This is a genomic window from Mesorhizobium sp. M0293 (genome assembly GCF_040321735.1).
In the GTDB taxonomy this organism is placed as follows: Bacteria; Pseudomonadota; Alphaproteobacteria; order Rhizobiales; family Rhizobiaceae; genus Mesorhizobium.
The window spans coordinates 1-20,513 of record NZ_JAMYSA010000032.1; the positions used below are offsets into that span (position 1 = coordinate 1).

Genomic DNA, 20,513 nt, shown 5'->3' on the forward strand with positions numbered 1-20,513 from the left:
GGCAGTAGGCAGTAGGCAGTAGGCAGTAGGCAGTAGGCAGTAGGCAGTAGGCAGTAGGCAGTAGGCAGTAGGCAGTAGGCAGTAGGGTAAGAAGTTCAGAGCATATTGCCCTACTGCCTATTCCCTACTGCCTAATCCCTAACTACCGGCTCCGCCGCCGCTCCGATGCCGGCTGGAACGCCACGCGGGCGTGGTACTTGCAGTAGGGGCCGGTTTCGGCGGCCTCGTTGCCGCAGAAATGGAAGTCCTCCGAAAGCGGATCGCCGTTCGGCCATTTGCAGGTCCGCTCGGTCAGCTCGACGAGCTGCAGGTGTCGCGAGATCGGCAACACGACATTCTCGACCGGGCGGATGTAGTGGCGTGCCACCGGTTCGGCGTCGAACTGCGTCTGCAACGCAGTCGCGCCGATCGACGTCGTGACGTGGCGTGTCGCGGTTGCGGCGCGCGATACCGATTTCTGAACGGTCGATCCTTGCGCCGCCTTCTTCTGGCGTGCCGGCGCGGCGGTCGAGCGTCCGCGGCCCGACAGTTTCAGCCGATGCACCTTGCCGATGACCGCATTGCGGCTGACCCCCCCAAGCTGCGCAGCAATCTGGCTTGCGCTCAGACCCTCCGACCACAGTTTCCTCAAGAGTTCTACCCGCTCGTCAGTCCAGTTCATGAGACCGCGCTCCTGCTAAGCGTGCGGCAATCGGAATCCACTCCCGACCCGGCACTATTTGCCGGGGCAGACACCACATATATCTGGTGATTAGGTCCGCCGCACGAAATCTAGTTATTTCTCGTCTACAACTACTCTATGCGCTGACTCGGTGACAAGAGTCCCAAGTGCAACACGAATCGGTTTTTTCGGTTTTCCCCAACTTGCCCGGTCGCTTATGAGCCGGCGTCTCGTCAGAGGGCTTGCCGCGCGGCACTACGCGACGTTTTCGTTGACTTCATGGCCGAAAAACACGATAAGCCGCACAGGCCGCCGCTTTGGCGGCTTTTTTGATTTTCCGGTACCGGAGACGCATATAATGAGCGGTTCGGCGCTTTACGAGACCTTTGCTCGCGCACCCCTGGCCTTCGACCACGGGGAAGGCACCTGGCTGATTACCGACAAGGGCGAGCGATATCTCGATTTCGCCGGCGGCATCGCCGTCAATTCGCTGGGCCACAGCCATCCGCACCTGGTGGCAGCACTCACCGAACAGGCCGCCAAGCTCTGGCATGTCTCCAATCTCTATGAGATTCCGGGGCAGAGCCGGCTCGGCGAACGGCTGGTCGACGCCACTTTCGCCGACAAGGTGTTCTTCACCAATTCCGGCGCCGAGGCGCTGGAATGCGCAATCAAGACGGCGCGGCGCTATCAGTTCGTCAACGGCCACGCCGAGCGCTTCCGCGTCATCACCTTCGAAGGCGCCTTCCATGGCCGCACGCTGGCGACCATCGCGGCCGGCGGCCAGTACAAATATCTCGAAGGCTTCGGCCCCAAGGTCGAAGGTTTCGATCAGGTCGGTTTCGACGACATCGACGCCGCCGAAAAGGCGATCACGCCGGAGACGGCCGCCATCCTGATCGAGCCGGTGCAGGGCGAGGGCGGTATCCGTCCGGTGCCGACGCAATCGCTGAAGCGGCTCAGGCAATTGTGCGAACAGCACGGCCTGCTGCTGATCTTCGACGAGGTCCAGTGCGGCATCGGCCGCACCGGCAAGCTGTTCGCGCATGAATGGTCAGGGGTTACGCCAGACATCATGGCGATCGCCAAGGGCATTGGCGGCGGTTTCCCGATGGGCGCCTGCCTTGCCACGGACGAAGCGGCCGTCGGCATGACCGCAGGCGTGCATGGCACCACGTTCGGCGGCAACCCGCTGGCCATGGCGGTCGGCAACGCCGTGCTCGATGTGGTGCTGGAAGACGGCTTCCTCGAAGACGTCCAGCGCAAGGCGCTGCTGATGAAGCAGGGGCTTGCGTCGGTCGCCGACGAGTTTCCCGAGGTCATCGAGGACATCAGGGGCACCGGGCTGATGCTCGGCCTCAAATGCGCCATGCCCAACACCAAGGTGAACATGGCATTGCGCGACCAGCACCTGCTTACGGTTCCGGCCGGCGACAACGTCATTCGCCTGTTGCCGCCGCTCACCGTCACCGACGCCGAGATCCACGACGCGCTCAACCGCATCCGCGCCGGCGCCAAGGGCCTGGCGGAGGCGAGCGCCGCCGCCGCCGCGAAGTAATCCCGGAACCATTGCTGATGTCAGTTCGCCATTTCACCGATCTTTCCGCCGTCTCCGAAGGCGATCTGCGCTTCATGCTGGACGATGCAGTGGTGCGAAAGGCACGCCTCAAGGCCGGCGAGCGGACCAAGCCGCTCGAAGGCAAGGTGCTGGCGATGATCTTCGACAAGCCGTCGACGCGCACGCGCGTCTCCTTCGACGTCGGCATGCGTCAGCTTGGCGGCGAGACCATCATGCTGACCGGCACCGAGATGCAGCTCGGCCGTTCCGAGACCATCGCCGACACCGCCAAGGTGCTGTCGCGCTATGTCGATGCGATCATGATCCGTACCACCTCGCATGAGCGGCTGCTGGAGCTGACCGAGAACGCTACCGTTCCGGTGATCAACGGACTGACCGACGACACCCATCCCTGCCAGCTGATGGCTGATATCATGACCTTCGAAGAGCATCGCGGTCCGGTCGCCGGCAAGACCATCGCGTGGACCGGCGACGGCAACAATGTGCTGCATTCCTTGCTCGAAGCCTCGGCCCAGTTCCGCTTCAACCTCAACGTCGCCGTGCCCGAGGGCAGCGAGCCGGCGCAGAAGCATATCGACTGGTCGCAGGCGCATGGCGGCAAGCTGCACTTCACCCGCTCGCCCGAGGAAGCCGTCGATCAGGCCGACTGCATCGTCACCGATTGCTGGGTGTCGATGGGCCAGGAGCATCGCGCCCGCGGCCACAACGTATTCTCGCCCTACCAGGTCAATGCCAAGCTGATGGCCAAGGCCAAGCCGGACGCGCTGTTCATGCACTGCCTGCCGGCGCATCGCGGCGAGGAAGTGACCGACGAGGTCATCGACGGGCCGCATTCGGTGGTCTTCGACGAGGCCGAGAACCGGCTCCACGCCCAGAAGGCCGTGCTCGCCTGGTGTCTCGGCGCTTGAGCCCTGGGAGCTTGATCTGCCGGGGTGTGATGCCTATTTGCGCCACATCACGCAAATCAAGCGCGTTTCGACGCATGCTCCCGACAGGGCGGCATGGCCGCGCCCTGGAGCTTTGTTATGTTGGAAACCTATCAAGTGACTGAACATCACCCCAAACTCGGCGAATTCGGCTACGCCGGCGACGATCACGTCGTGCCCTTCGAGGTCGGCCCGCTCGACGTGCGCGGCCGCACCGTCCAGCTCGGGCCAATGCTCGACGCTATCCTTAGCCGCCACGACTATCCCGAGCCGGTCGCCCGCCTGCTGGCGGAAGCCTGTGTGCTGACGGTGCTGCTTGGCACCTCGCTCAAGTTCGAGGGCAAGTTCATCCTGCAGACCCGCACCGATGGGCCTGTCGACATGCTGGTCGCGGATTTTTCCACGCCCTCGGCGCTGCGCGCCTATGCGCGTTTCGATGCCGACCGGCTGGAAGCGCTGGTCGCGGCGGGCGAAACGTCCCAGCAGACCCTGCTCGGCACCGGCGTGCTGGCGCTGACCATCGATCAGGGCGCTCACACGCAGCGCTATCAGGGTATCGTCCAGCTCGATGGCGAGACGCTGGAAGATGCAGCACGCACCTATTTCCGTCAGTCGGAGCAGATTCCGACCGATCTCAGGCTTTCGGTGGCCAAGCTGCTGACGCCCGGCCCTGGCGGCGCCCGCGAGCAGTGGCGCGCCGGTGGCATCCTGGCGCAGTTCCTGCCGCAATCGCCAGAGCGCATGCGCGTGCCGGACCTGCCGGGCGGCGATGGCGATCCGCGCGAGGAGATCCACGATCCGGCCGACAATTCCTGGCAGGAGTTGCTGGCGCTGCTCGGCACCATCGAGCCGACCGAACTGATCGACCCGACGATCGGCGCCGAGCGGCTGCTCTACAGGCTGTTCCACGAGCATGGCGTGCGCGTCTTTGGCGGCGTTCCGGTCGCCGACCGGTGCTCGTGCTCCCGGGACAAGATCCGCGGCATCCTCGAGGGTTTCTCCGCGCAGGAGATCAAGGACAGCACCGAAGATGGCGGCATCCACGTCGCCTGCGAATTCTGCTCGAAGCAATACGACTTCGACCCGGCGGAATTTGCGGCTCAGTAGAGAAAAACACGCCTCGCCAGCTGCCTCGCGGCCGGCGAGGCAAATTAGTTCACCGTCCGCCGCGTCCCCGGCAGGTCGAGTGAAAAGGCGGGGATGGCGATGTCGAACGTCTCGCCCCGCTCGTTGCGCATCGTGTAGTGCCCGACCATGATGCCGGACGGTGTCGAGAGCGGGCAACCGGACGTGTATTGGTAGCTGTCGCCGGGATTGAGTTCGGGCTGGTCGCCGACGACGCCTGGGCCGCGTACCTCTTCGACCCGGCCGGTGCCGTCGGTGATGTGCCAATAGCGCGACAACAGCTGCACGAAGTCGTCCGACTGATTGTCGATCGTTATCTGATAGCCCCAGACATAGCGGTTCTCGGACGGATCCGAGCGGTCCTCCAGATAGAACGGCCTGACCTGCACTTCGATGTTGCGCGTGACGGCGCTGTACATAAGCGGCTCCAAAACAATCCTGTAACTTTCGGCGCTTCGTGGTGGCCGGTCAACGGTACGCATCCTATCATCGCGGTCTGACGTGCAGGTGCCGGCCAAGAATGTCATTTAAGTGACACGTGACAATGGTCAATGATGGTGTGTGCCGATCAATGCCGCGCGACTCGGGCGCTCTGTCGAACTGTTGAGATCTGTCGTCATGCCCCTAGATTGTTCTGGTGGGCGGCTTTCCTGGAGCTACCGGATCTCGATGGAACTCACTCTCATAGCCGCCGCGCTTTCAACTGCTCTCATCCTCTCAAATCTCGCCAGCATCGTGCTTGCCGCGTCGCGTCTGAAACGGCGCCGCATCATAGCGCCGCCCGTCGGCAAGCCGCGGCCGGTGTCGATCGTCGTGCCGTCGCGTGGCGTGGAACCCTTCACGCACGAGACGCTGGAGCGCGCCTTTTCGCTCGACTGGCCGCGCTACGAGCTGGTCTTCTGCGTCGCCCATGCCGACGATCCGGTGGTCAAACTGATAAACAGGGCGATTGTCCTGTTTCCCAAGGTGCCGGCCCGGCTGTTGATCGGCAACGACCGCGTCAGCGCCAATCCGAAACTCAACAATTGCGTCAAGGGCTGGGAAGCGGTGCGGCACGATTGGGTGATCCTGGCCGATTCCAACGTGTTGATGCCGAGAGACTACGTCCAGCACCTGATGGCTGCATGGCGGCCGGACACCGGCCTTGTCTGCTCGACGCCGATCGGTTCGCGGCCGGCCGGCTTCTGGGCTGAAGTCGAATGCGCTTTCCTCAACACGCTGCAGGCACGCTGGCAATATTCGGGCGAGGCGCTTGGCCTTGGCTTTGCCCAAGGCAAGAGCATGCTCTGGAACAAGCCGATGCTCGATGCCAATGGCGGCATCCGCGCGCTGGCCGCCGAGATCGCCGAGGACGCCGCCGCGACCAAGCTGGTCAATGGCCTCGGCCTGCGCGTCAATCTCGTCGCCGCGCCCTTCGAGCAGCCGCTCGGTCTGCGCACATTTGGCGAGATCTGGTCGCGCCAGGCCCGTTGGGCTCGCCTGCGCCGCGTCACCTTCCCGCTGTTCTTCGCGCCTGAAATCCTGACTGGCGCGGTGGTGCCGCTGGTGCTGGCGCTGATTGCGACGGCAAGCGCCGGCTTCAGCCTCTGGGCAACCGCCATTGCCGTGCTGGCAGCCTTCTACCTTCCCGAGTGCATTCTGGCCCGCTCAAAGGGCTGGTACCTGTCGCCACGCATGGTCGCGGCGATGGCAATGCGCGACCTGATTCTGCCGGCGATGTGGGCGCGCGGCTGGCTCGGCGGTGCCGTCGAGTGGCGCGGCAATGCGATGACGATCGGCACCAAGGCGGCCGAGCTGGAAGAGACGCCATCCGGCGCCTGAAAGCCAAAGGCCTCCTATTTGGCCTTCAGCGCTTGCGCGATATCCTCCAGCAGATCGTCGGTGTCTTCCAGGCCGACCGACAGCCTGAGCGTGCCCGGCCCGATGCCGAGTTCAGCACGCGCTTCGTCGCTCAAATTCTTGTGCGTCGTCGTCGCCGGATGGGTGATCAGGCTCTTGGCGTCACCGAGATTGTTGGAGATCAGCACGATGTCGAGCGCGTTCTGCAGGGCGAAGGCCGCCTGCTTGCCGCCCTTGACGTCCAGGCAGATCAGAGTCGAGCCGCCCGACATCTGCTTCTTGACGACATCGGCCTGCGGGTGGTCGGCCCGGCCGGGATAGATGACGCGGGCGATTTCCGGCCGCTCGGCCAGGAAATCCGCGATCCGGCCTGCGCTTTCCGTCTGCTGGCGTACGCGCAGCGGCAGCGTCTCCAAGCCCTTCAGCAGCGTCCAGGCGTTGAAAGGCGACAGGCTAGGCCCGGTGTGGCGAAAATAGTCGTGCAGGTTCTCGTCGATCCACTTCTTGTCCGACAAGATGACGCCGCCGAGACAGCGCCCCTGGCCGTCAATGTGCTTGGTCGCCGAATAGACGACGATGTGGGCGCCAAGCTGCAGCGGCTTTTGCTGCAAGGGCGTGGCGAAGACATTGTCGACGATCAGCCTGGCACCGATCGAATTGGCAAGCGAGGCAACCGCGGCGATGTCGACGACTTCCAGCGTCGGGTTGGTCGGGCTTTCCAAGAAGAACAGCTTGGTGTTCGGCTTGACCGCCTTTTCCCAGTTGGCGATGTCGGTGCCGTCGACCAGTGTTGCCTCGATGCCGTATTTCGGCGCCAGCGTCTCGACCACCCAGCGGCAGGAGCCGAACAGCGCGCGCGCCGCCACGATATGGTCACCGGCCTTGGCGCTGCACAGAAGCGCTGCCGTCACCGCAGCCATACCGGAGGCGGTGGCGCGGGCGTCCTCCGCACCTTCCAGCGCGCACATGCGCTTTTCGAACATGTCGACGGTCGGATTGGCGTAGCGCGAATAGATGAAGCCCGGCTCCTCACCCTTGAAACGGGCTTCGGCGGCCTGCGCCGTTTCGTAGACGTAGCCCTGGGTGAGGTAAATCGCTTCCGACGTTTCGCCGAAACCGGAACGCAGCGTTCCGCTGTGCACGAGTGCCGTCTGAGGCTTCCAGTTGCGCTTGTTGGTGCTCATCGCTCTTCTTCCAGACACAAAAAAACCGGCCGCGAAAGTCGCAACCGGTCCATACGGCCTTGCGGCCCGACGGTCCTTTAGCGACTTGTTTAACGTGGCTGCAAGCCGACCGGCCAAATCACCACGGGATAATGACCCTTTAGACCCGTGCCACGCTTGCGTCAATTGCCGGCTTCATTAAGAGGTTTGTACCAAGCAGGTTCCGAAAAAGCCTGCCCTCTAGGAGCAGAGCCTTGCGGCAGACAGGCATTCTTCCCGATCAGGACATCTCGGCGCTGTTCCAGTCCGGCGCGCTGAAGTCGGCGCGTGCGCTCGATGCCGACCAGATCCAGCCGGCCAGCCTTGATCTCAGGCTCGGCGACAAGGCCTGGCGTGTGCGTGCCTCCTTCCTGCCGGGTCCCAACCACAAGGTTTCGGAAAAGCTCGACCGGCTGCAGCTGCACGAGATCGACCTGGCCGAGGGCGCGGTGCTGGAGACCGGCTGCGTCTATATCGTGCCCTTGCTCGAAAGCCTGGCATTGCCGGCGGACATTTCGGCTTCGGCCAATCCCAAGAGTTCGACCGGGCGGCTCGACATCTTCACCCGCGTCATGACCGATCGCGGCCACGAGTTCGACAAGATCGCCGCCGGCTATCACGGGCCGCTCTATCTGGAAGTCAGCCCGCGCACCTTCCCGATCGTCGCGCGCACCGGTTCGCGCCTGTCGCAGATACGCTTCCGTACCGGCAATGCGCTGTTGTCGGAGGCCGAACTGCACCAGTTGCATCGCGCGCAGATCTTGGTTGCCACCGAGCCGCCCAACATTTCCGGCGGCGGCATCGCGCTGTCGATCGACCTCAACGGCGATCAAAACGGGCTTGTCGGCTATCGCGGCAAGCATCACACCGGTCTCGTCGACGTCGACAAGCGCGCCGCACAGGAGGTCGTCGACTTCTGGGAGCCGATCCACAAGAGCGGCGCCGGCGAGTTGGTGCTCGACCCTGATGAATTCTACATCCTCGTCAGCCAGGAAGCGGTGCATGTGCCGCCGCTCTACGCCGCCGAGATGACGCCTTTCGATCCGCTGGTCGGCGAGTTCCGGGTCCACTATGCCGGCTTCTTCGATCCGGGCTTCGGCCATTCGGCGTCCGGCGGCACAGGCAGCCGGGCGGTATTGGAAGTGCGCAGCCACGAGGTGCCGTTCATCCTCGACCATGGCCAGATCGTCGGCCGGCTGGTCTACGAGCACATGCTGAAGCGGCCGCAGGCACTCTATGGCACCGATCTCGGCTCCAACTACCAGGCGCAGGGCCTGAAGCTGTCCAAGCATTTCCGCCCCGCACGCTGAACCCATCACCCCCAGGCAAAATACTTGCCTGCACTGGCTCGCCATGCTTGGCTGCCTTGCTGGTCGTCAAGCTGGCGGCGTTCAAGGGGAACCAAGAAAATGCAGATTTCGAAATGGATCATATCGGCAGCAGGCGCTGCCATGCTGGTGTTGGCGGCCGGCTCTCTATCGGTGCAGGCAGCCGAGAAAATCAAGATCGGCACCGAGGGCGCCTATCCGCCGTTCAACACCATCACTTCGGACGGCAAGGTCGAAGGCTTCGATATCGACATCGCCAATGCGCTGTGCGCGCAGATGAAGGTCGAGTGCGAAATCGTCACCCAGGATTGGGACGGCATCATTCCCGCCCTGCAGGCGAAGAAGTTCGACGCCATCATCGCTTCGATGAGCATCACCGAGGAGCGCAAGAAGCAGGTCTCCTTCACCAACAAATACTATACGACACCGCTCGCTTTGGTGGCGCCGAAGGACAGCGATCTCGCCTCGACCGAACCGGCAGCGCTTGCCGGCAAGACGGTCGGCGCGCAGGCCTCGACCACGCAGGCCGACTATGCCCAGAATGAATATGGCAAGGCGGGCGCCGAGGCAAAACTCTACCCGACCCAGGAAGAAGCGATCACCGACCTGACGAACGGCCGGCTTGACGCTGTGATCTCGGACAAGTTCGTGCTGATGGACTGGCTGAAGAAGGCAAGCGACGGCTGCTGCAAGCTGGTTGGCGACGTCAAGGGCACGGAGACACAAGCCGGCATTGCCGTCCGCCTGGAAGACACGGCACTACGCGACAAACTCAATGCGGCCATCGACGCGATTGTTGCCGACGGCACCTACAAGAAGATCCAGGCCAAGTATTTCGACTTCGATATCTATTGAGGCGTTGAAGCCGCCAATCTCCCCCCTCGTGGGGGAGATGCCCGGCAGGGCAGAGGGGGGCGCGAAGGATCGCCAGCCTCTCTGCATCAGCAGACTGGTTCGAAAGAAAAACCAAGTAGGATGGAGACATTGGCGGGACAGCGCCCCCCTCTGGCCTGCCGGCCATCTCCCCCACGAGGGGGGAGATCACGCTGTCATCGACGCCTCACAGCGCCTTCACCGCCACCTGCACCGGCTGTTCGATCTCGAGTGGATTGCGCAGCGGCAGGCCGAAATCCTTGGCCTCGATCTCGAACACGTCGCCGGCTTCAGTACTGATGCCGTCGGCGAAGGACAGCGTTGCCGTGCCGAACATGTGCACATGCACGTCGCCCGGCTGGCGGAAAGCCGCATATTTGAAGTGGTGATGTTCGAGATTGGCGATGGTGTGCGACATGTTCGCTTCGCCGGACAGGAACGGCTTTTCCCACAGCACATCGTTGTCGCGCACGATGCGCGAGGTGCCTCTGATATCGGACGGCAGATCGCCGATCAGGATCTCCGGCCCGAACGAAGCGTTGCGCAGCTTGGAATGGGCGAGGAACAGATAGTTCACGCGCTCGGTGACGTGGTCGGAAAACTCGTTCGACAGCGTGAAGCCGACGCGGAACGGCGCGCCGTCGTCGCCGATGACGTAGATGCCGGCGACCTCGGGCTCTTCGCCGGCGTCCTTGGCGAAAGCCGGTGACAGGAGTGCCGCACCTGGCGCCACTGCCATCGTGCCGTTGCCCTTGTAGAACCATTCCGGCTGCACGCCGATCTGGCCTTTCGCGGGCTTGCCGCCCTCCAACCCCATGCGGAACATCTTCATGGAATCGGTTAGCTGTTCTTCACCGTCGGCACTGAGCTTCTTGTGCATGGAATCGCGTGTCGCCGCTGAGCCGAGATGCGTCAGTCCGGTGCCGGTCAGGTGCAGATGCGCCGGGTCTGGATGGTTGATCGGCGACAGCAGCCGGCCCTTCTTATAGGCGGCCTCGAGATCGACCGTCTCGCCAAGCCCCTTGCGTTCGATCAGCGCGACAAGGCCGACGCCGGTGCGGGCGGCCTCCATCGCCAGCGAGTAGACGCTGCGGGCGCCGTTGATGATCCGGGTCTTGCCGCCGTTGCGGGCAACGACGCGGATGGTCTCGGCGTCATCGAGAATCTGGGAGATCAGCATGATGAATCCTCTCTTTGTCTTGACCCGGTTGCCATTTGGCAAACCCTAACCTGCGCGGCACGGACCTCGCCGCGCCACGGGTTGAACTCTTCGTCCGGATTGCGCTCGCGAGCTTGGTCCCTGAGGGACTTCTTGACGCCGGCGGGTTGCCGGCAGCATCGCGATCTGGACCCGTATGCCTTCCTCGTTGCCTCGTTGCCTCGTTGCCTCGCTGGCCCGTCAGGCCTTGTTCTTGTTGTAGACGTCGAAGATCACGGCGCCGAGCAGCACCAGGCCTTTGACCACCTGCTGCCAGTCAACATTGACGCCCATGATCGACATGCCGTTGTTCATCACGCCCATGATGAAGCCGCCGACCACCGCGCCGATGACCTGGCCGACACCGCCCATCGCCGAGGCACCGCCGATGAAGACGGCCGCGATCACATCGAGCTCGCTGCCGAGGCCGGCAGCCGGAACCGCCTGTCCCAGCCGCGCCGCGATGATTAGGCCGCCAAGTGCCGACAGCACGCCCATGTTGACGAACACCATCAGCGTCAGCCGTTCTGTCTTGATACCTGACAGTTGCGCGGCTTTGGCGTTGCCGCCCATTGCATAGATGCGGCGGCCGATGGTCATGCGCTTCGTGACGAAGACGAATAGCGAGATCAGCACGCCCATGACGAGCAGCACCACCGGCAGGCCCCTGTAGCTGGCGAACTGATAGACCAGGAACAGCGCCAGCGCGCTACCGACCAGCGTCTTGATGACGAACAGGGGAAAGGGCTCGGCCTCATAGCCATGGCGTTCGCGTTTGCGGCGTGTTCTCAGCCCGAAATAGGCGTAGGCCAGCACGGCGATCAGGCCCAGCACGATCGTCGTCATGTGCAGCGTCAGGCCGCTGCCGATGATGGTCTTGCCGGCCGCGTTCACTGTCGGCGGGATGAGCGTCAGGGGCCCGATGACATCCGGGATGAAGCCGGAGCTGAGCGCCTTGAAGCCGGCGGGAAGCGGCCCCACCGAGGACCCGCCGCCCAGCAGCGCCTGGCAGATGCCGCGGAAGATCAGCATGCCGGCCAGCGTGACGATAAAGCTCGGTATTCGGTGATAGGCGATCCAGTAGCCTTGCGCCGCGCCGATCGCGCCACCCACGATGAGGCAGATGATCGACACCACCAGCGGATTGCTCAATGGGCCGAGCGGCCAGATGACCATCATCATCGCCGCCAGTGCGCCGATAAAGCCGGCGACGGAGCCTACGCTGAGATCGATGTGGCCGGAGACGATCACCAGCAACATGCCCAGCGCCATCACGATGATGAACGAGTTCTGCTGCACCAGGTTGCTCAGGTTCACCGGCTTGAACAGCGTTCCGGAAGTGGTGAACTGGAAGAACACCATGATGGCGATCAGCGCCAGGATCAGGCCGTATTCGCGCAGGTTCGTCGTCAGCGCCGAGACGGCGATGCGTGGACGCTGCGGCACGTCTTCGGCGACGTTGCTCTGCGGGGCGGGGGCGCTTTCGGTGCTCATGCTGCTTTTCCTTCTCCCCGGACGATGGCGCGCATTATTTTTTCCTGGCTCGCGTCCGCCGCGGGCATTTCGCCGACAATGCGGCCTTCGTTCATGACGTAGATGCGGTCGGTGATGCCGAGCAGTTCTGGCATTTCCGACGAGATGACCACGATCGCCTTACCTTCGGCGGCGAGGCGGGCGATGATCGTGTAGATTTCGTATTTGGCGCCGACATCGATGCCGCGCGTCGGCTCGTCGAGAATCAGCACTTCCGGGTCGGCGAACAGCCATTTCGACAGCACCACCTTCTGCTGGTTGCCGCCGGAAAGATTGCCGGTCATTTGGTAGACGCTGGAAGCGCGGATATTGGTCTTCTTGCGATAGTCGTTGGCGACGGAGAGTTCGCGCAGGTCGTCGATCACGCTATGGCGTGAGACGCCGCCGAGATTGGCCAGCGTGATGTTGTGCTTGATATGGTCGATGAGGTTGAGACCGTAGGTCTTACGATCCTCGGTCACGTAGGCGATGCCGTGTTCGACCGCCTTGCTTACTGAGGAGACGTCGATAGGCTTGCCCTTGAGCAGCACCTCGCCGGTGATGCGGCGGCCATAGGAGCGGCCGAACAGGCTCATTGCGAATTCGGTGCGGCCGGCGCCCATCAGTCCGGCAATGCCGACCACTTCACCCTTGCGCACATTGATGTCGATGCCCTTGATCACTTGCCGGTCGGCATGGAGCGGGTGATAGACCGACCAGTTCTTCACTTCGAACACGACCTCGCCAATCTTCGGCTCGCGCGGCGGATAGCGGTCGTCGAGCGAACGGCCGACCATCGAGGTGATGATGCGGTCTTCCGAGATGTCCTTCTTGGCCAGTGTCTCGATGGTGCGCCCGTCGCGGATGACGGTCACCTTGTCGGCGACCCGGTTCACTTCGTTGAGTTTGTGCGAGATCAGGATCGAGGTCATGCCTTGCCGCTTGAATTCGAGTAGAAGGTCGAGCAGCGCCTGGCTGTCCTTTTCGCTGAGCGATGCAGTCGGCTCGTCGAGGATCAGCAGCTTGACTTCCTTGCTCAGCGCCTTGGCGATTTCGACCAATTGCTGCTTGCCGACGCCGATATTGGTGATCAGCGTCTTGGGGTCCTCCTTGAGGCCCACTTTCTTCAACAGGGCGCTGGTGCGCGCTTCGTTGGCATTCCAGTCGATAACGCCATATCTGGCGTGCTCGTTGCCGAGGAAAATGTTTTCGGCGATCGACAGCATCGGCACCAGGGCAAGCTCCTGGTGAATGATGACGATGCCCTTGTGTTCGCTGTCGTGGATGCCTTTGAAATGGCATTCCTGGCCGTTGAAGATGATCTGGCCGTCATAGGTGCCCGTGGGATAGACGCCCGACAGCACCTTCATCAGCGTCGACTTGCCGGCGCCGTTCTCGCCGACCACGGCATGGATCTCGCCTTCCTCGACACTGAGGTTGACGTTCGACAGCGCCTTCACGCCGGGGAACGTCTTGGTGATGTCGCGCATCTCCAAAATCGTCGAGGCCATGGGACTACCGCTCCTTGAGAGGTCGGCAAACACTGCCGGCGAGGTCGGTAAACAATACCGGGCTCGCTGGTTAACGAAAAGGGGTCCTGCGTTGCGCAGGCCCCCTGACTTTGTAACCGGGGTTACTTCAGTTCGTCGGCCTTGATGTAGCCGGAGTCGACGACCAGTGCCTGGTAGTTCGACTTGTCGACTTCATGCGGCGTCAAGAGGATCGAGGGGACGACCTTGACGTCGTTGTTGTAGGTCTTTTCATCGAGGCCGTCCGGCTTGCCGCCCGAGAGCACCTTGTCGACGAGTTCGACGGTGGCCTTGGCCAGTTCGCGGGTGTCCTTGAACACGGTCGAGTACTGCTCGCCCGAGATGATCAGCTTGACCGAGGCGGTCTCGGCATCCTGGCCGGTCACGATCGGCCAGGGCTGAGCGTCCGTGCCGTAGCCGACGGCGCGCAGCGAGGCGGTGATGCCGCGCGACAGGCCATCATAGGGCGACAGAACGCCATCGACGCGGCTGCCGTCCGAGTAGTTGGCCGAGAGAAGGTTGTCCATGCGGGCCTGCGCTGTGGCAGCGAGCCAGCGCAGCGTGCCGACCTTGTCCATGCCGGTCTGGCCGGACTTGATCTTGATCGAGCCGTCGTCGATCAGCGGCTGCAGGACGGAGATCGCACCGTTGTAGAAGAAGAAGGCGTTGTTGTCGTCGGGCGAGCCGCCGAACAGTTCGACGTTCCACGGCTTGGTGTTCGGGAAACGCTCCTTGAGGCCCTTGACCAGCGAATTCGCCTGGATGACGCCGACGCCGAAATTGTCGAAGGTGGTGTAGTAGTCGACATTGGCGGTCTTCTTGATCAGGCGGTCATAGGCGACGACGACGACGCCCGCGTCAGCGGCCTTCTGCAGCGCATCCGACAGGGTGGTGCCGTCGATCGAGGCGATGATCAGCGCCTTCGGGCCTTTGGTGATTTCGTTTTCCAGCTGGCTGAGCTGGTTGGGGATGTCGTCCTGCGCGTATTGCAGGTCGACGGTGTAGCCGAGAGCCTCGAGCTGGGACTTGACGGCGTCGCCGTCGTTGATCCAGCGCTGCGAGGTCTTGGTCGGCATCAGCACGCCGACAAGACCCTTGTCGGCTGCGTGTGCCGAGTAGGTCATGGCAGCGATGCCAAGGGCCGCGACGGCGGCCAGTGTCTTGATGATCTTCACTTTAACTCTCCCTGGTTGATGGACGCGGCACCCCGGGGGTCGCGGGCCGCGCAATCGTGCAGAAGTGCCAAGGCACTGCTGCCGTCATATCGATCTCCGGTATCCTCCCATGGCCCCGAGGCGCTGATTTTCAATCGATACGATTTTTCTCGTCAGCGACCGTCGCGTCTCGGAACGCGCGGAGGGTGTGGCTCTTTGCCATAACTGTCAAATGCGATCTATGATGATTGCTATATCATGTTTGGTATGTGCTATTGAGCCGAGACGGGCCGCCGCGACCACCGGCCGGCAGTGAGCGGAAGCAAGGAGAATGGGATGGCGGCGTTACGAAATTCGGTTGCGATTTCAAACGGCTACAGAGAAATGCCGGGCGACGGCGAAACCCTGCTACGCAGTGGTCTCAGTCTGCGCCACATGCGCATGATCGTCGCACTCGACGACCATGGCCGCGTCAGCGCCGCAGCCCAGGTCATGAACATTTCGCAGCCGGCGGCCTCGCGCATGATCGGCGAGATGGAGGCGGTGCTCGAGGTCAAGCTGTGTGAAAGGCTGCCGCGCGGCATCACGTTGACCCCCTATGGGAAGGCGTTGGCAAGGCGCGCGCGCTCGATCCTGCTGGAGATGCGCGAGGTCGACCGCGAGATATCCGAGCTCAAGGCGGGCAAGGGTGGTTCGGTGTTCCTGGGGGCGGTCACAGCACCGGCGATCGAGCTGGTGGTGCCGGCAATTCGCGAGATCCGCCGCATCCATCCGCGCATCGAGATCACCATGCAGGTCGAAACCTCCAACGTGCTGGCGCGCGAGCTGATCGCCACGCGCCATGATTTCATCATCGCGCGCATCCCCGACGACCTCAATCCGCGGCTGTTCGAGTCCCGCGTCATCGGCGTCGAGAAGGCCTGCCTGATCGTGCGCCGGGGCCATCCGCTCACCAAGGGCAAGGCGGCGCGGCTGGAGGACACCGCCGCCTATGACTGGGTCTTCCAGTCCGGCGGCTCGCCCTTGCGCCAGGCGATGGAGAGCAATTTCCTCAACCGCAACATCGCCTTGCCGGACCGCATCCTCAACACCAGTTCGCTGCTCCTGACGCTGGTCATGGTCGCGCAGTCCGATGCCATTGCGCCGGTTTCGGTCCAGGTGGCGAAGTTCATCCAGAATCCCGACGGGCTGGCCGGCGCCATCGATGTCGTCCAGACCGAATTCGACATTGAGGTCAGGCCCTACAGCCTGATCACGGTCAGGAACCGCGTGCTGTCGCCGGCCGCCAAGATGCTGCACGATTTCATTCTGAGAGAGGTGGGATGACAGCTGGAGCGGGTAGCGGGAATCGAACCCGCGCGTTCAGCTTGGGAAGCTGACAAGCTACCATTACATCATACCCGCGCGTCTCCTCGTTACCATGAGGGTTAGCCTTCGGGCAATCGCAAAGCGGTCCGTTCTCGCACGACGCGGGCGTGCCGCGGATCACCGCGTACCTGCGGCCGTGAGTTGCTGTTTTGCCTTAGCGATATCGTTGCTTGCGGCAAAGCTCGGCCAATACTTCGAGATGGCCAGCGTCGCGCCGGTGGAGGAGAAGTGACCATAGTCGAAGTAGAGAAATTGCCTGGTGTCGGCATCGGCGTACGAACAGCCGGCCGCGTCGCATAGATATTCCAGCGGGTCTATGAAACTGGCTCCTGTGGCGAACGGCAGCACCCGCTTGTTGATGTCCGGGTCCATGGCCATCGGCCAGGACGTATTCCCGACATGCTCCCGTCTTGCGAAGAAAGCGATTTTCTGGACATCGGCGATGAATTCCGGAGACTGGCCGATGACATAGACCTTGACGCCCATGTCGCGAAGCCGGTCGATCGTCTTCCGCAGGCCATCGAAGCCTCGGACCTCGTAGTCGGTCCATCGGCCGCTCAGGATCACCGCCTGGATGTTGGCGTCGTGGATAATCGACAAGGCCCGTTCGTTGAAGCGGGTGCAGGCAGGTCGGGCATAGGAAAAATAGGTGAGGTCGGGAGGGCAGCCGGCGTAGGTGTACTGGATGACATTGGCCTGGATTTTCTGGGCGTTGGCCTCAAGTCCCGAGACATAGTGGGCAGCGAAGGAATCGCCCCATAAAAGGACATTGGTGGAAAAGCCCCGCGTGCGGGTGCAGTCGGCAAGGGTCCAGTCTTCGATCCGGGTCGCGCCTTCGTTGAAACAGACGCCGTTGCGCCAGTCGCCGACCCGGATGCGTTCTGTCGAAAAATCCGGGAAACGTTGTGGAAAACCACTGCCGAGTACGCCGGCCAAACCACCGACGCAGAGCAGGGCGATCGCCGCCCCCGAAAAGGCGAAGATGGGCAGCGGGGCGGTGAACGCCCGCTTTTGGCGAAAAGGCTGCTCGACATATTTCCACGAGAATGTCGCCAGCGCGAAGCTGGCCACCGTCATCGCGATGATCGTCGGCACGCCGATGGCCTTCAGGGACAGATAGTGGACGAACGAGTTGATCGGCCAGTGAACAAGGTAGAGCGAATAGGAGATGAGGCCGACCCAGACCAGCGGCGCGAGCCGAAGCACTCGCGTGGGCATGGGCGCTGACCTGTCCGCCCCCGAGTGATCCTGGCCCGCATAGATGAGCAGGGCCGTTCCGATGCAGGGGAAAAGGGCATTGTAGCCAGGAAACGGGTCGCTCTCCGAAATCGTCACAAAGCCAAATGCGATCAGGGCAAAGCCGGCGAGGCCGATCAATTCCATCGCCAGCCGGCTGGCGAGAGCCGGGGGCCTCCTCAGCATGAGCATGGCGCCCAGCGCCAGTTCCCAGAGGCGTGTCGGCAAGAGATAGAAGCCCGCCGTTGGCGCCATCGTGGTTGCCATGACCGCCAGGGCAAAGCTGGCGATAGCTATCGGCAGGAGTACCGTCAGCCAGCGCTTCGAGACATATCGGTGGATCAGATACAGGAGGATCGGCGCGAAGATGTAATACTGCTCTTCGACCGAAAGCGACCATGTGTGCAGCAATGGCCGCAGCTCGGCGTCGATGGAGAAATAGTTCGTCGTCTTCCAGAAATAGATGTTTGACCAGAACGTCGAGGCCGCGATCATGCTGAGGCTGAATTCATGGAGGTCCGACGGCAGAAGGATGAACCAGGCAGCAACGCTGGCGAGCAGGATGACGAAGGTCAGCGCTGGCAGGATGCGCCTCGCGCGCCGCCAATAAAAGCGGCCGATCGAGAACTGACCGCGCTCAAGATCGTCGAGCAGGCTGCCGCTGATCAGATAACCCGATATGACGAAGAAGATGTCGACACCGGTGAAACCGCCGGGAATGGCGGACAGGCCGAAGTGGAAGAGCACAACGGGCAGCACCGCCACGGCCCGCAGGCCATCGATATCGCGCCTGTAATTCATCCGGGCCGGCTCGCGCGCTGTGGCTGGCGGCACTGGTGCAGCGGAACCCGACACGCGTTCATACGGCGATGTTCCGCTCGTGCGAAGAATCCTGGCTCATCGATGTCACAGGCCCGTCCTCTGTGAGGCAATTTTGTTGCACTGCAATATGAGAGTCAAGCCTAATGCCAAGGTTCGAATGCTTGGCGAAGCCGGTTCGCGCCGGCACGCGGCAGGATCAGGTGCCAGGCAGGTAGATCACGGCGTAATCGTCCGCATAGGCTCGCTTCCAGCCCAACTGGTCGAAGAACGGAATGCGGCTGTCGCGGGTCGACAGCAGTGCCCAGCCTATCGCGTATTTCTTCAGCCGGGCTTCGAGGAGCGGCTTGCCGCCGCTGTGTCCCGTCTCGTCATCGGTTTTTGTGAAACCGCCCAGGAACAGCTGGTCCGTCCGCCCGTCGATATAGGTCTTGATCCCGTGGAAAATCAGCGTGCCGCCGAAATTGTAGGAATTCAGCACGTTGCCGGACAGATGATGACTTTCAGCGAATGCCAGCGCCCCGCTGGCCGACGTCTTCGGACTCGGCGCGACCTGATAGGCATTGCCGAGCACGGCGACCACGCCGATCGTCAAAACGGCTGCCGCGCCACAGATCGCGTAGAACCGCCTTGCGAGGAATTTTTCCAGTCCGTCGCGCTTTTCCGCCAGCCATGCGGTGGTTGAAAGCGAGGGATATTGCTGTGCGACCTCTGCCGCGATCACCAGGGGAACCAGCAGGAAGAACAGATACATGAAACGCACATGGGCGAGATAGACATGCAAGGTGAAGACGACGAACAAGGCCTTGACCCAGCCAATTCGCAACCGTGACACCAGAAGCCCGAAAAGCGCCAGCAGGATCGCAACCTCCTGGACGGGGCTATCCGGCTGGCTGAACGGTTTCCATTCCATGATCAGCGACACCGCCTCATTGCCATAGGCCACGGCGAGCGTCGCCAGGATGGCCTGGACGCCATAGGGGTGGATCAGGCTGACCAGCGGGCAAAGCAGGCCGAAGGCGATCCATTTCGCCAGGAGGGCTGGTTTTGACAGGCCCGTGCGCGCCAGCAGATCGAGACCGGCGAAACCCGCGATTAGGAAGCTCAAGGTGAAGGTGGCGTGCAGGTTCGCCCACAACACAACCAGTACAAGCGACCACCAGGGCGGCGCCCGTTCTTCCCTTGCCGCGCCAAAGAGCACCGCCGTCCAGATGACGATGATCGGGAAAGTGAGAACATGCGGACGCGCCGTAAAGATCGGGTTGATCAGGAAAACCGCGGCGAAGGCCAGCGTAATCGCCAGGATCGGCTTCAGCCATGCGCTGAGAAACCACCCCATCAGGAAGACCGTCAGCGAAATCGAGGCGATGATCAGCGTGACCACCCCGTTCCAGCCTCCTGCCCGGTAGGCAAGGGCCAGCAGGACCTGCCCCAGCCATTCCTTGATAATCCACGGCTGGCCGGCAAAAGTGTGGGAATAGGGGTCGACTGTCGGAAATGTCCGGTTTGCCAGGAAATCCAGCCCGACCTTCACTTGCCACCAGCTGTCGGGATCCTGCAGGGTGGAACCGGCTTGGGCAGCCAGTGCCGCCGCCATCGCCCAGGCCGCGAGCAGGCGGAAGATCAGCCTGTTCCGCTCGTTGTATGTGGCGGCCTCCACGCAGGCCCGAGCGTCGTTCATGGTGCGCCGCCTCTAATCGTTTCCGATGACAGTTTGGTTCAAGGTGTTCGACTGGCCGGCTGCCGCCGGGGCCCATCGGCCACCCGAACTGTCCGGTCGGCGCTGTCGTCTCCGCGACCCACAAATACGAAGCGAGCCGAACCGAGGTAGAAGACAACCGAATAGACGCAGATGCCGGCGAGGTGAACCAGGGGGTTTTCGATGATGCCTGCCGAGCGGGCGGCGATCACGACGGCCAGATTGATGCTGTAGGCGACCAGAAAGACGCTCCCATAGCGCAGCGCGGTTCCGGGCCGGAAGCCATCGGCCCTGGTGAAGGTCCATTGGCGGTTGAGGAAGAAGCCGAGGACAAGGCCGGCGGCATAACCCGTGGCATTGGAAACGATGTCGCCAAGACCCAGCGCAAGGCCGGCCAGAATGACCGCGTATCCCAGCGCCGTGTTCAACAGGCCGACGGCGCCAAATCGCAGCATCCTCGGGAAG

The 20,513-nt window shown here is 62.6% G+C and carries 17 protein-coding genes, 1 tRNA gene and 1 riboswitch; of the genes, 7 read left to right on the top strand and 11 right to left on the bottom strand.

Annotation, left to right across the window (positions count from 1 at the left end):
- Positions 1 to 142 precede the first annotated feature (142 nt).
- Positions 143 to 661: a GcrA family cell cycle regulator gene (locus NKJ06_RS14325; RefSeq protein ID WP_352630129.1), complete on the bottom strand. Its 519-nt coding sequence runs from the start codon at positions 659 to 661 to the stop codon at positions 143 to 145.
- A gap of 358 nt (positions 662 to 1,019) precedes the next feature.
- Between NKJ06_RS14325 and NKJ06_RS14330 the strand changes: the two genes are divergently transcribed.
- From NKJ06_RS14330 to NKJ06_RS14340, 3 genes are all read left to right on the top strand, one after another.
- Positions 1,020 to 2,219, top strand: a complete 1,200-nt coding sequence (locus NKJ06_RS14330; protein ID WP_352810004.1) for an aspartate aminotransferase family protein — start codon at positions 1,020 to 1,022, stop codon at positions 2,217 to 2,219.
- 17 nt (positions 2,220 to 2,236) lie between these two features.
- Complete coding sequence (gene argF / locus NKJ06_RS14335; RefSeq protein WP_352630126.1) at positions 2,237 to 3,148, top strand: ornithine carbamoyltransferase; 912 nt, start codon at positions 2,237 to 2,239, stop codon at positions 3,146 to 3,148.
- A gap of 93 nt (positions 3,149 to 3,241) precedes the next feature.
- Positions 3,242 to 4,273, top strand: a complete 1,032-nt coding sequence (locus tag NKJ06_RS14340; protein ID WP_352630124.1) for an Hsp33 family molecular chaperone — start codon at positions 3,242 to 3,244, stop codon at positions 4,271 to 4,273.
- A gap of 44 nt (positions 4,274 to 4,317) precedes the next feature.
- Here the strand turns inward: NKJ06_RS14340 and apaG are convergent, their stop codons facing one another.
- The gene (gene apaG, locus NKJ06_RS14345) at positions 4,318 to 4,710 is read right to left on the bottom strand and encodes a Co2+/Mg2+ efflux facilitator ApaG/CorD (RefSeq protein ID WP_352630122.1); all 393 of its coding nucleotides are present in this window, start codon (positions 4,708 to 4,710) and stop codon (positions 4,318 to 4,320) included.
- A gap of 250 nt (positions 4,711 to 4,960) precedes the next feature.
- Between apaG and NKJ06_RS14350 the strand changes: the two genes are divergently transcribed.
- Complete coding sequence (locus tag NKJ06_RS14350) at positions 4,961 to 6,112, top strand: ceramide glucosyltransferase (RefSeq protein WP_352630120.1); 1,152 nt, start codon at positions 4,961 to 4,963, stop codon at positions 6,110 to 6,112.
- Positions 6,113 to 6,126: 14 nt separating this feature from the next.
- Here the strand turns inward: NKJ06_RS14350 and NKJ06_RS14355 are convergent, their stop codons facing one another.
- Positions 6,127 to 7,314 carry an O-succinylhomoserine sulfhydrylase gene (locus tag NKJ06_RS14355; protein WP_352630118.1) on the bottom strand — a complete coding sequence of 396 codons (1,188 nt, stop codon included), beginning with the start codon at positions 7,312 to 7,314 and terminating at the stop codon, positions 6,127 to 6,129.
- Between the two features lie 57 nt (positions 7,315 to 7,371).
- Positions 7,372 to 7,449, bottom strand: a riboswitch (SAM riboswitch).
- A 98-nt stretch (positions 7,450 to 7,547) separates the two neighbouring features.
- Here NKJ06_RS14355 and NKJ06_RS14360 point away from each other — a divergent pair.
- Both NKJ06_RS14360 and NKJ06_RS14365 read left to right on the top strand, forming a co-directional pair.
- Positions 7,548 to 8,642: a 2'-deoxycytidine 5'-triphosphate deaminase gene (locus NKJ06_RS14360; protein ID WP_352630116.1), complete on the top strand. Its 1,095-nt coding sequence runs from the start codon at positions 7,548 to 7,550 to the stop codon at positions 8,640 to 8,642.
- Between the two features lie 99 nt (positions 8,643 to 8,741).
- On the top strand, positions 8,742 to 9,515 hold the full coding sequence (locus NKJ06_RS14365) for an ABC transporter substrate-binding protein (RefSeq protein ID WP_352630114.1): 774 nt from the start codon (positions 8,742 to 8,744) through the stop codon (positions 9,513 to 9,515).
- Between the two features lie 205 nt (positions 9,516 to 9,720).
- Here NKJ06_RS14365 and araD1 read toward each other — a convergent pair whose 3' ends face one another.
- From araD1 to chvE, 4 genes are all read right to left on the bottom strand, one after another.
- Positions 9,721 to 10,713, bottom strand: a complete 993-nt coding sequence (gene araD1 / locus NKJ06_RS14370) for an AraD1 family protein (RefSeq protein ID WP_352630112.1) — start codon at positions 10,711 to 10,713, stop codon at positions 9,721 to 9,723.
- Between the two features lie 219 nt (positions 10,714 to 10,932).
- Positions 10,933 to 12,225 (bottom strand): multiple monosaccharide ABC transporter permease, encoded by a 1,293-nt coding sequence (mmsB, locus tag NKJ06_RS14375; protein ID WP_352630110.1) that lies wholly within the window; start codon positions 12,223 to 12,225, stop codon positions 10,933 to 10,935.
- Positions 12,222 to 13,754: a multiple monosaccharide ABC transporter ATP-binding protein gene (gene mmsA / locus NKJ06_RS14380; protein ID WP_352630109.1), complete on the bottom strand. Its 1,533-nt coding sequence runs from the start codon at positions 13,752 to 13,754 to the stop codon at positions 12,222 to 12,224. Before mmsA ends, mmsB begins: the two co-directional genes overlap by 4 nt.
- A 122-nt stretch (positions 13,755 to 13,876) precedes the next feature.
- Positions 13,877 to 14,947: a multiple monosaccharide ABC transporter substrate-binding protein gene (gene chvE, locus NKJ06_RS14385; protein WP_224699047.1), complete on the bottom strand. Its 1,071-nt coding sequence runs from the start codon at positions 14,945 to 14,947 to the stop codon at positions 13,877 to 13,879.
- A gap of 315 nt (positions 14,948 to 15,262) precedes the next feature.
- On the opposite strand from chvE, the gene NKJ06_RS14390 reads away from it, so the two are divergent.
- Complete coding sequence (locus NKJ06_RS14390) at positions 15,263 to 16,252, top strand: LysR family transcriptional regulator (RefSeq protein ID WP_352630107.1); 990 nt, start codon at positions 15,263 to 15,265, stop codon at positions 16,250 to 16,252.
- 4 nt (positions 16,253 to 16,256) lie between these two features.
- Here NKJ06_RS14390 and NKJ06_RS14395 read toward each other — a convergent pair.
- The 4 genes from NKJ06_RS14395 to NKJ06_RS14410 all read right to left on the bottom strand — a co-directional run bounded on the left by NKJ06_RS14395 (position 16,257) and on the right by NKJ06_RS14410 (position 20,503).
- A tRNA-Gly gene (locus NKJ06_RS14395) sits at positions 16,257 to 16,330 on the bottom strand.
- An 81-nt stretch (positions 16,331 to 16,411) separates the two neighbouring features.
- Complete coding sequence (locus tag NKJ06_RS14400; protein WP_352630105.1) at positions 16,412 to 18,331, bottom strand: acyltransferase family protein; 1,920 nt, start codon at positions 18,329 to 18,331, stop codon at positions 16,412 to 16,414.
- Positions 18,332 to 18,548: 217 nt separating this feature from the next.
- The gene (locus NKJ06_RS14405; RefSeq protein ID WP_352630103.1) at positions 18,549 to 20,030 is read right to left on the bottom strand and encodes a hypothetical protein; all 1,482 of its coding nucleotides are present in this window, start codon (positions 20,028 to 20,030) and stop codon (positions 18,549 to 18,551) included.
- Positions 20,031 to 20,068: 38 nt separating this feature from the next.
- Positions 20,069 to 20,503 (bottom strand): GtrA family protein, encoded by a 435-nt coding sequence (locus NKJ06_RS14410; RefSeq protein WP_352630101.1) that lies wholly within the window; start codon positions 20,501 to 20,503, stop codon positions 20,069 to 20,071.
- Positions 20,504 to 20,513: the final 10 nt, after the last annotated feature.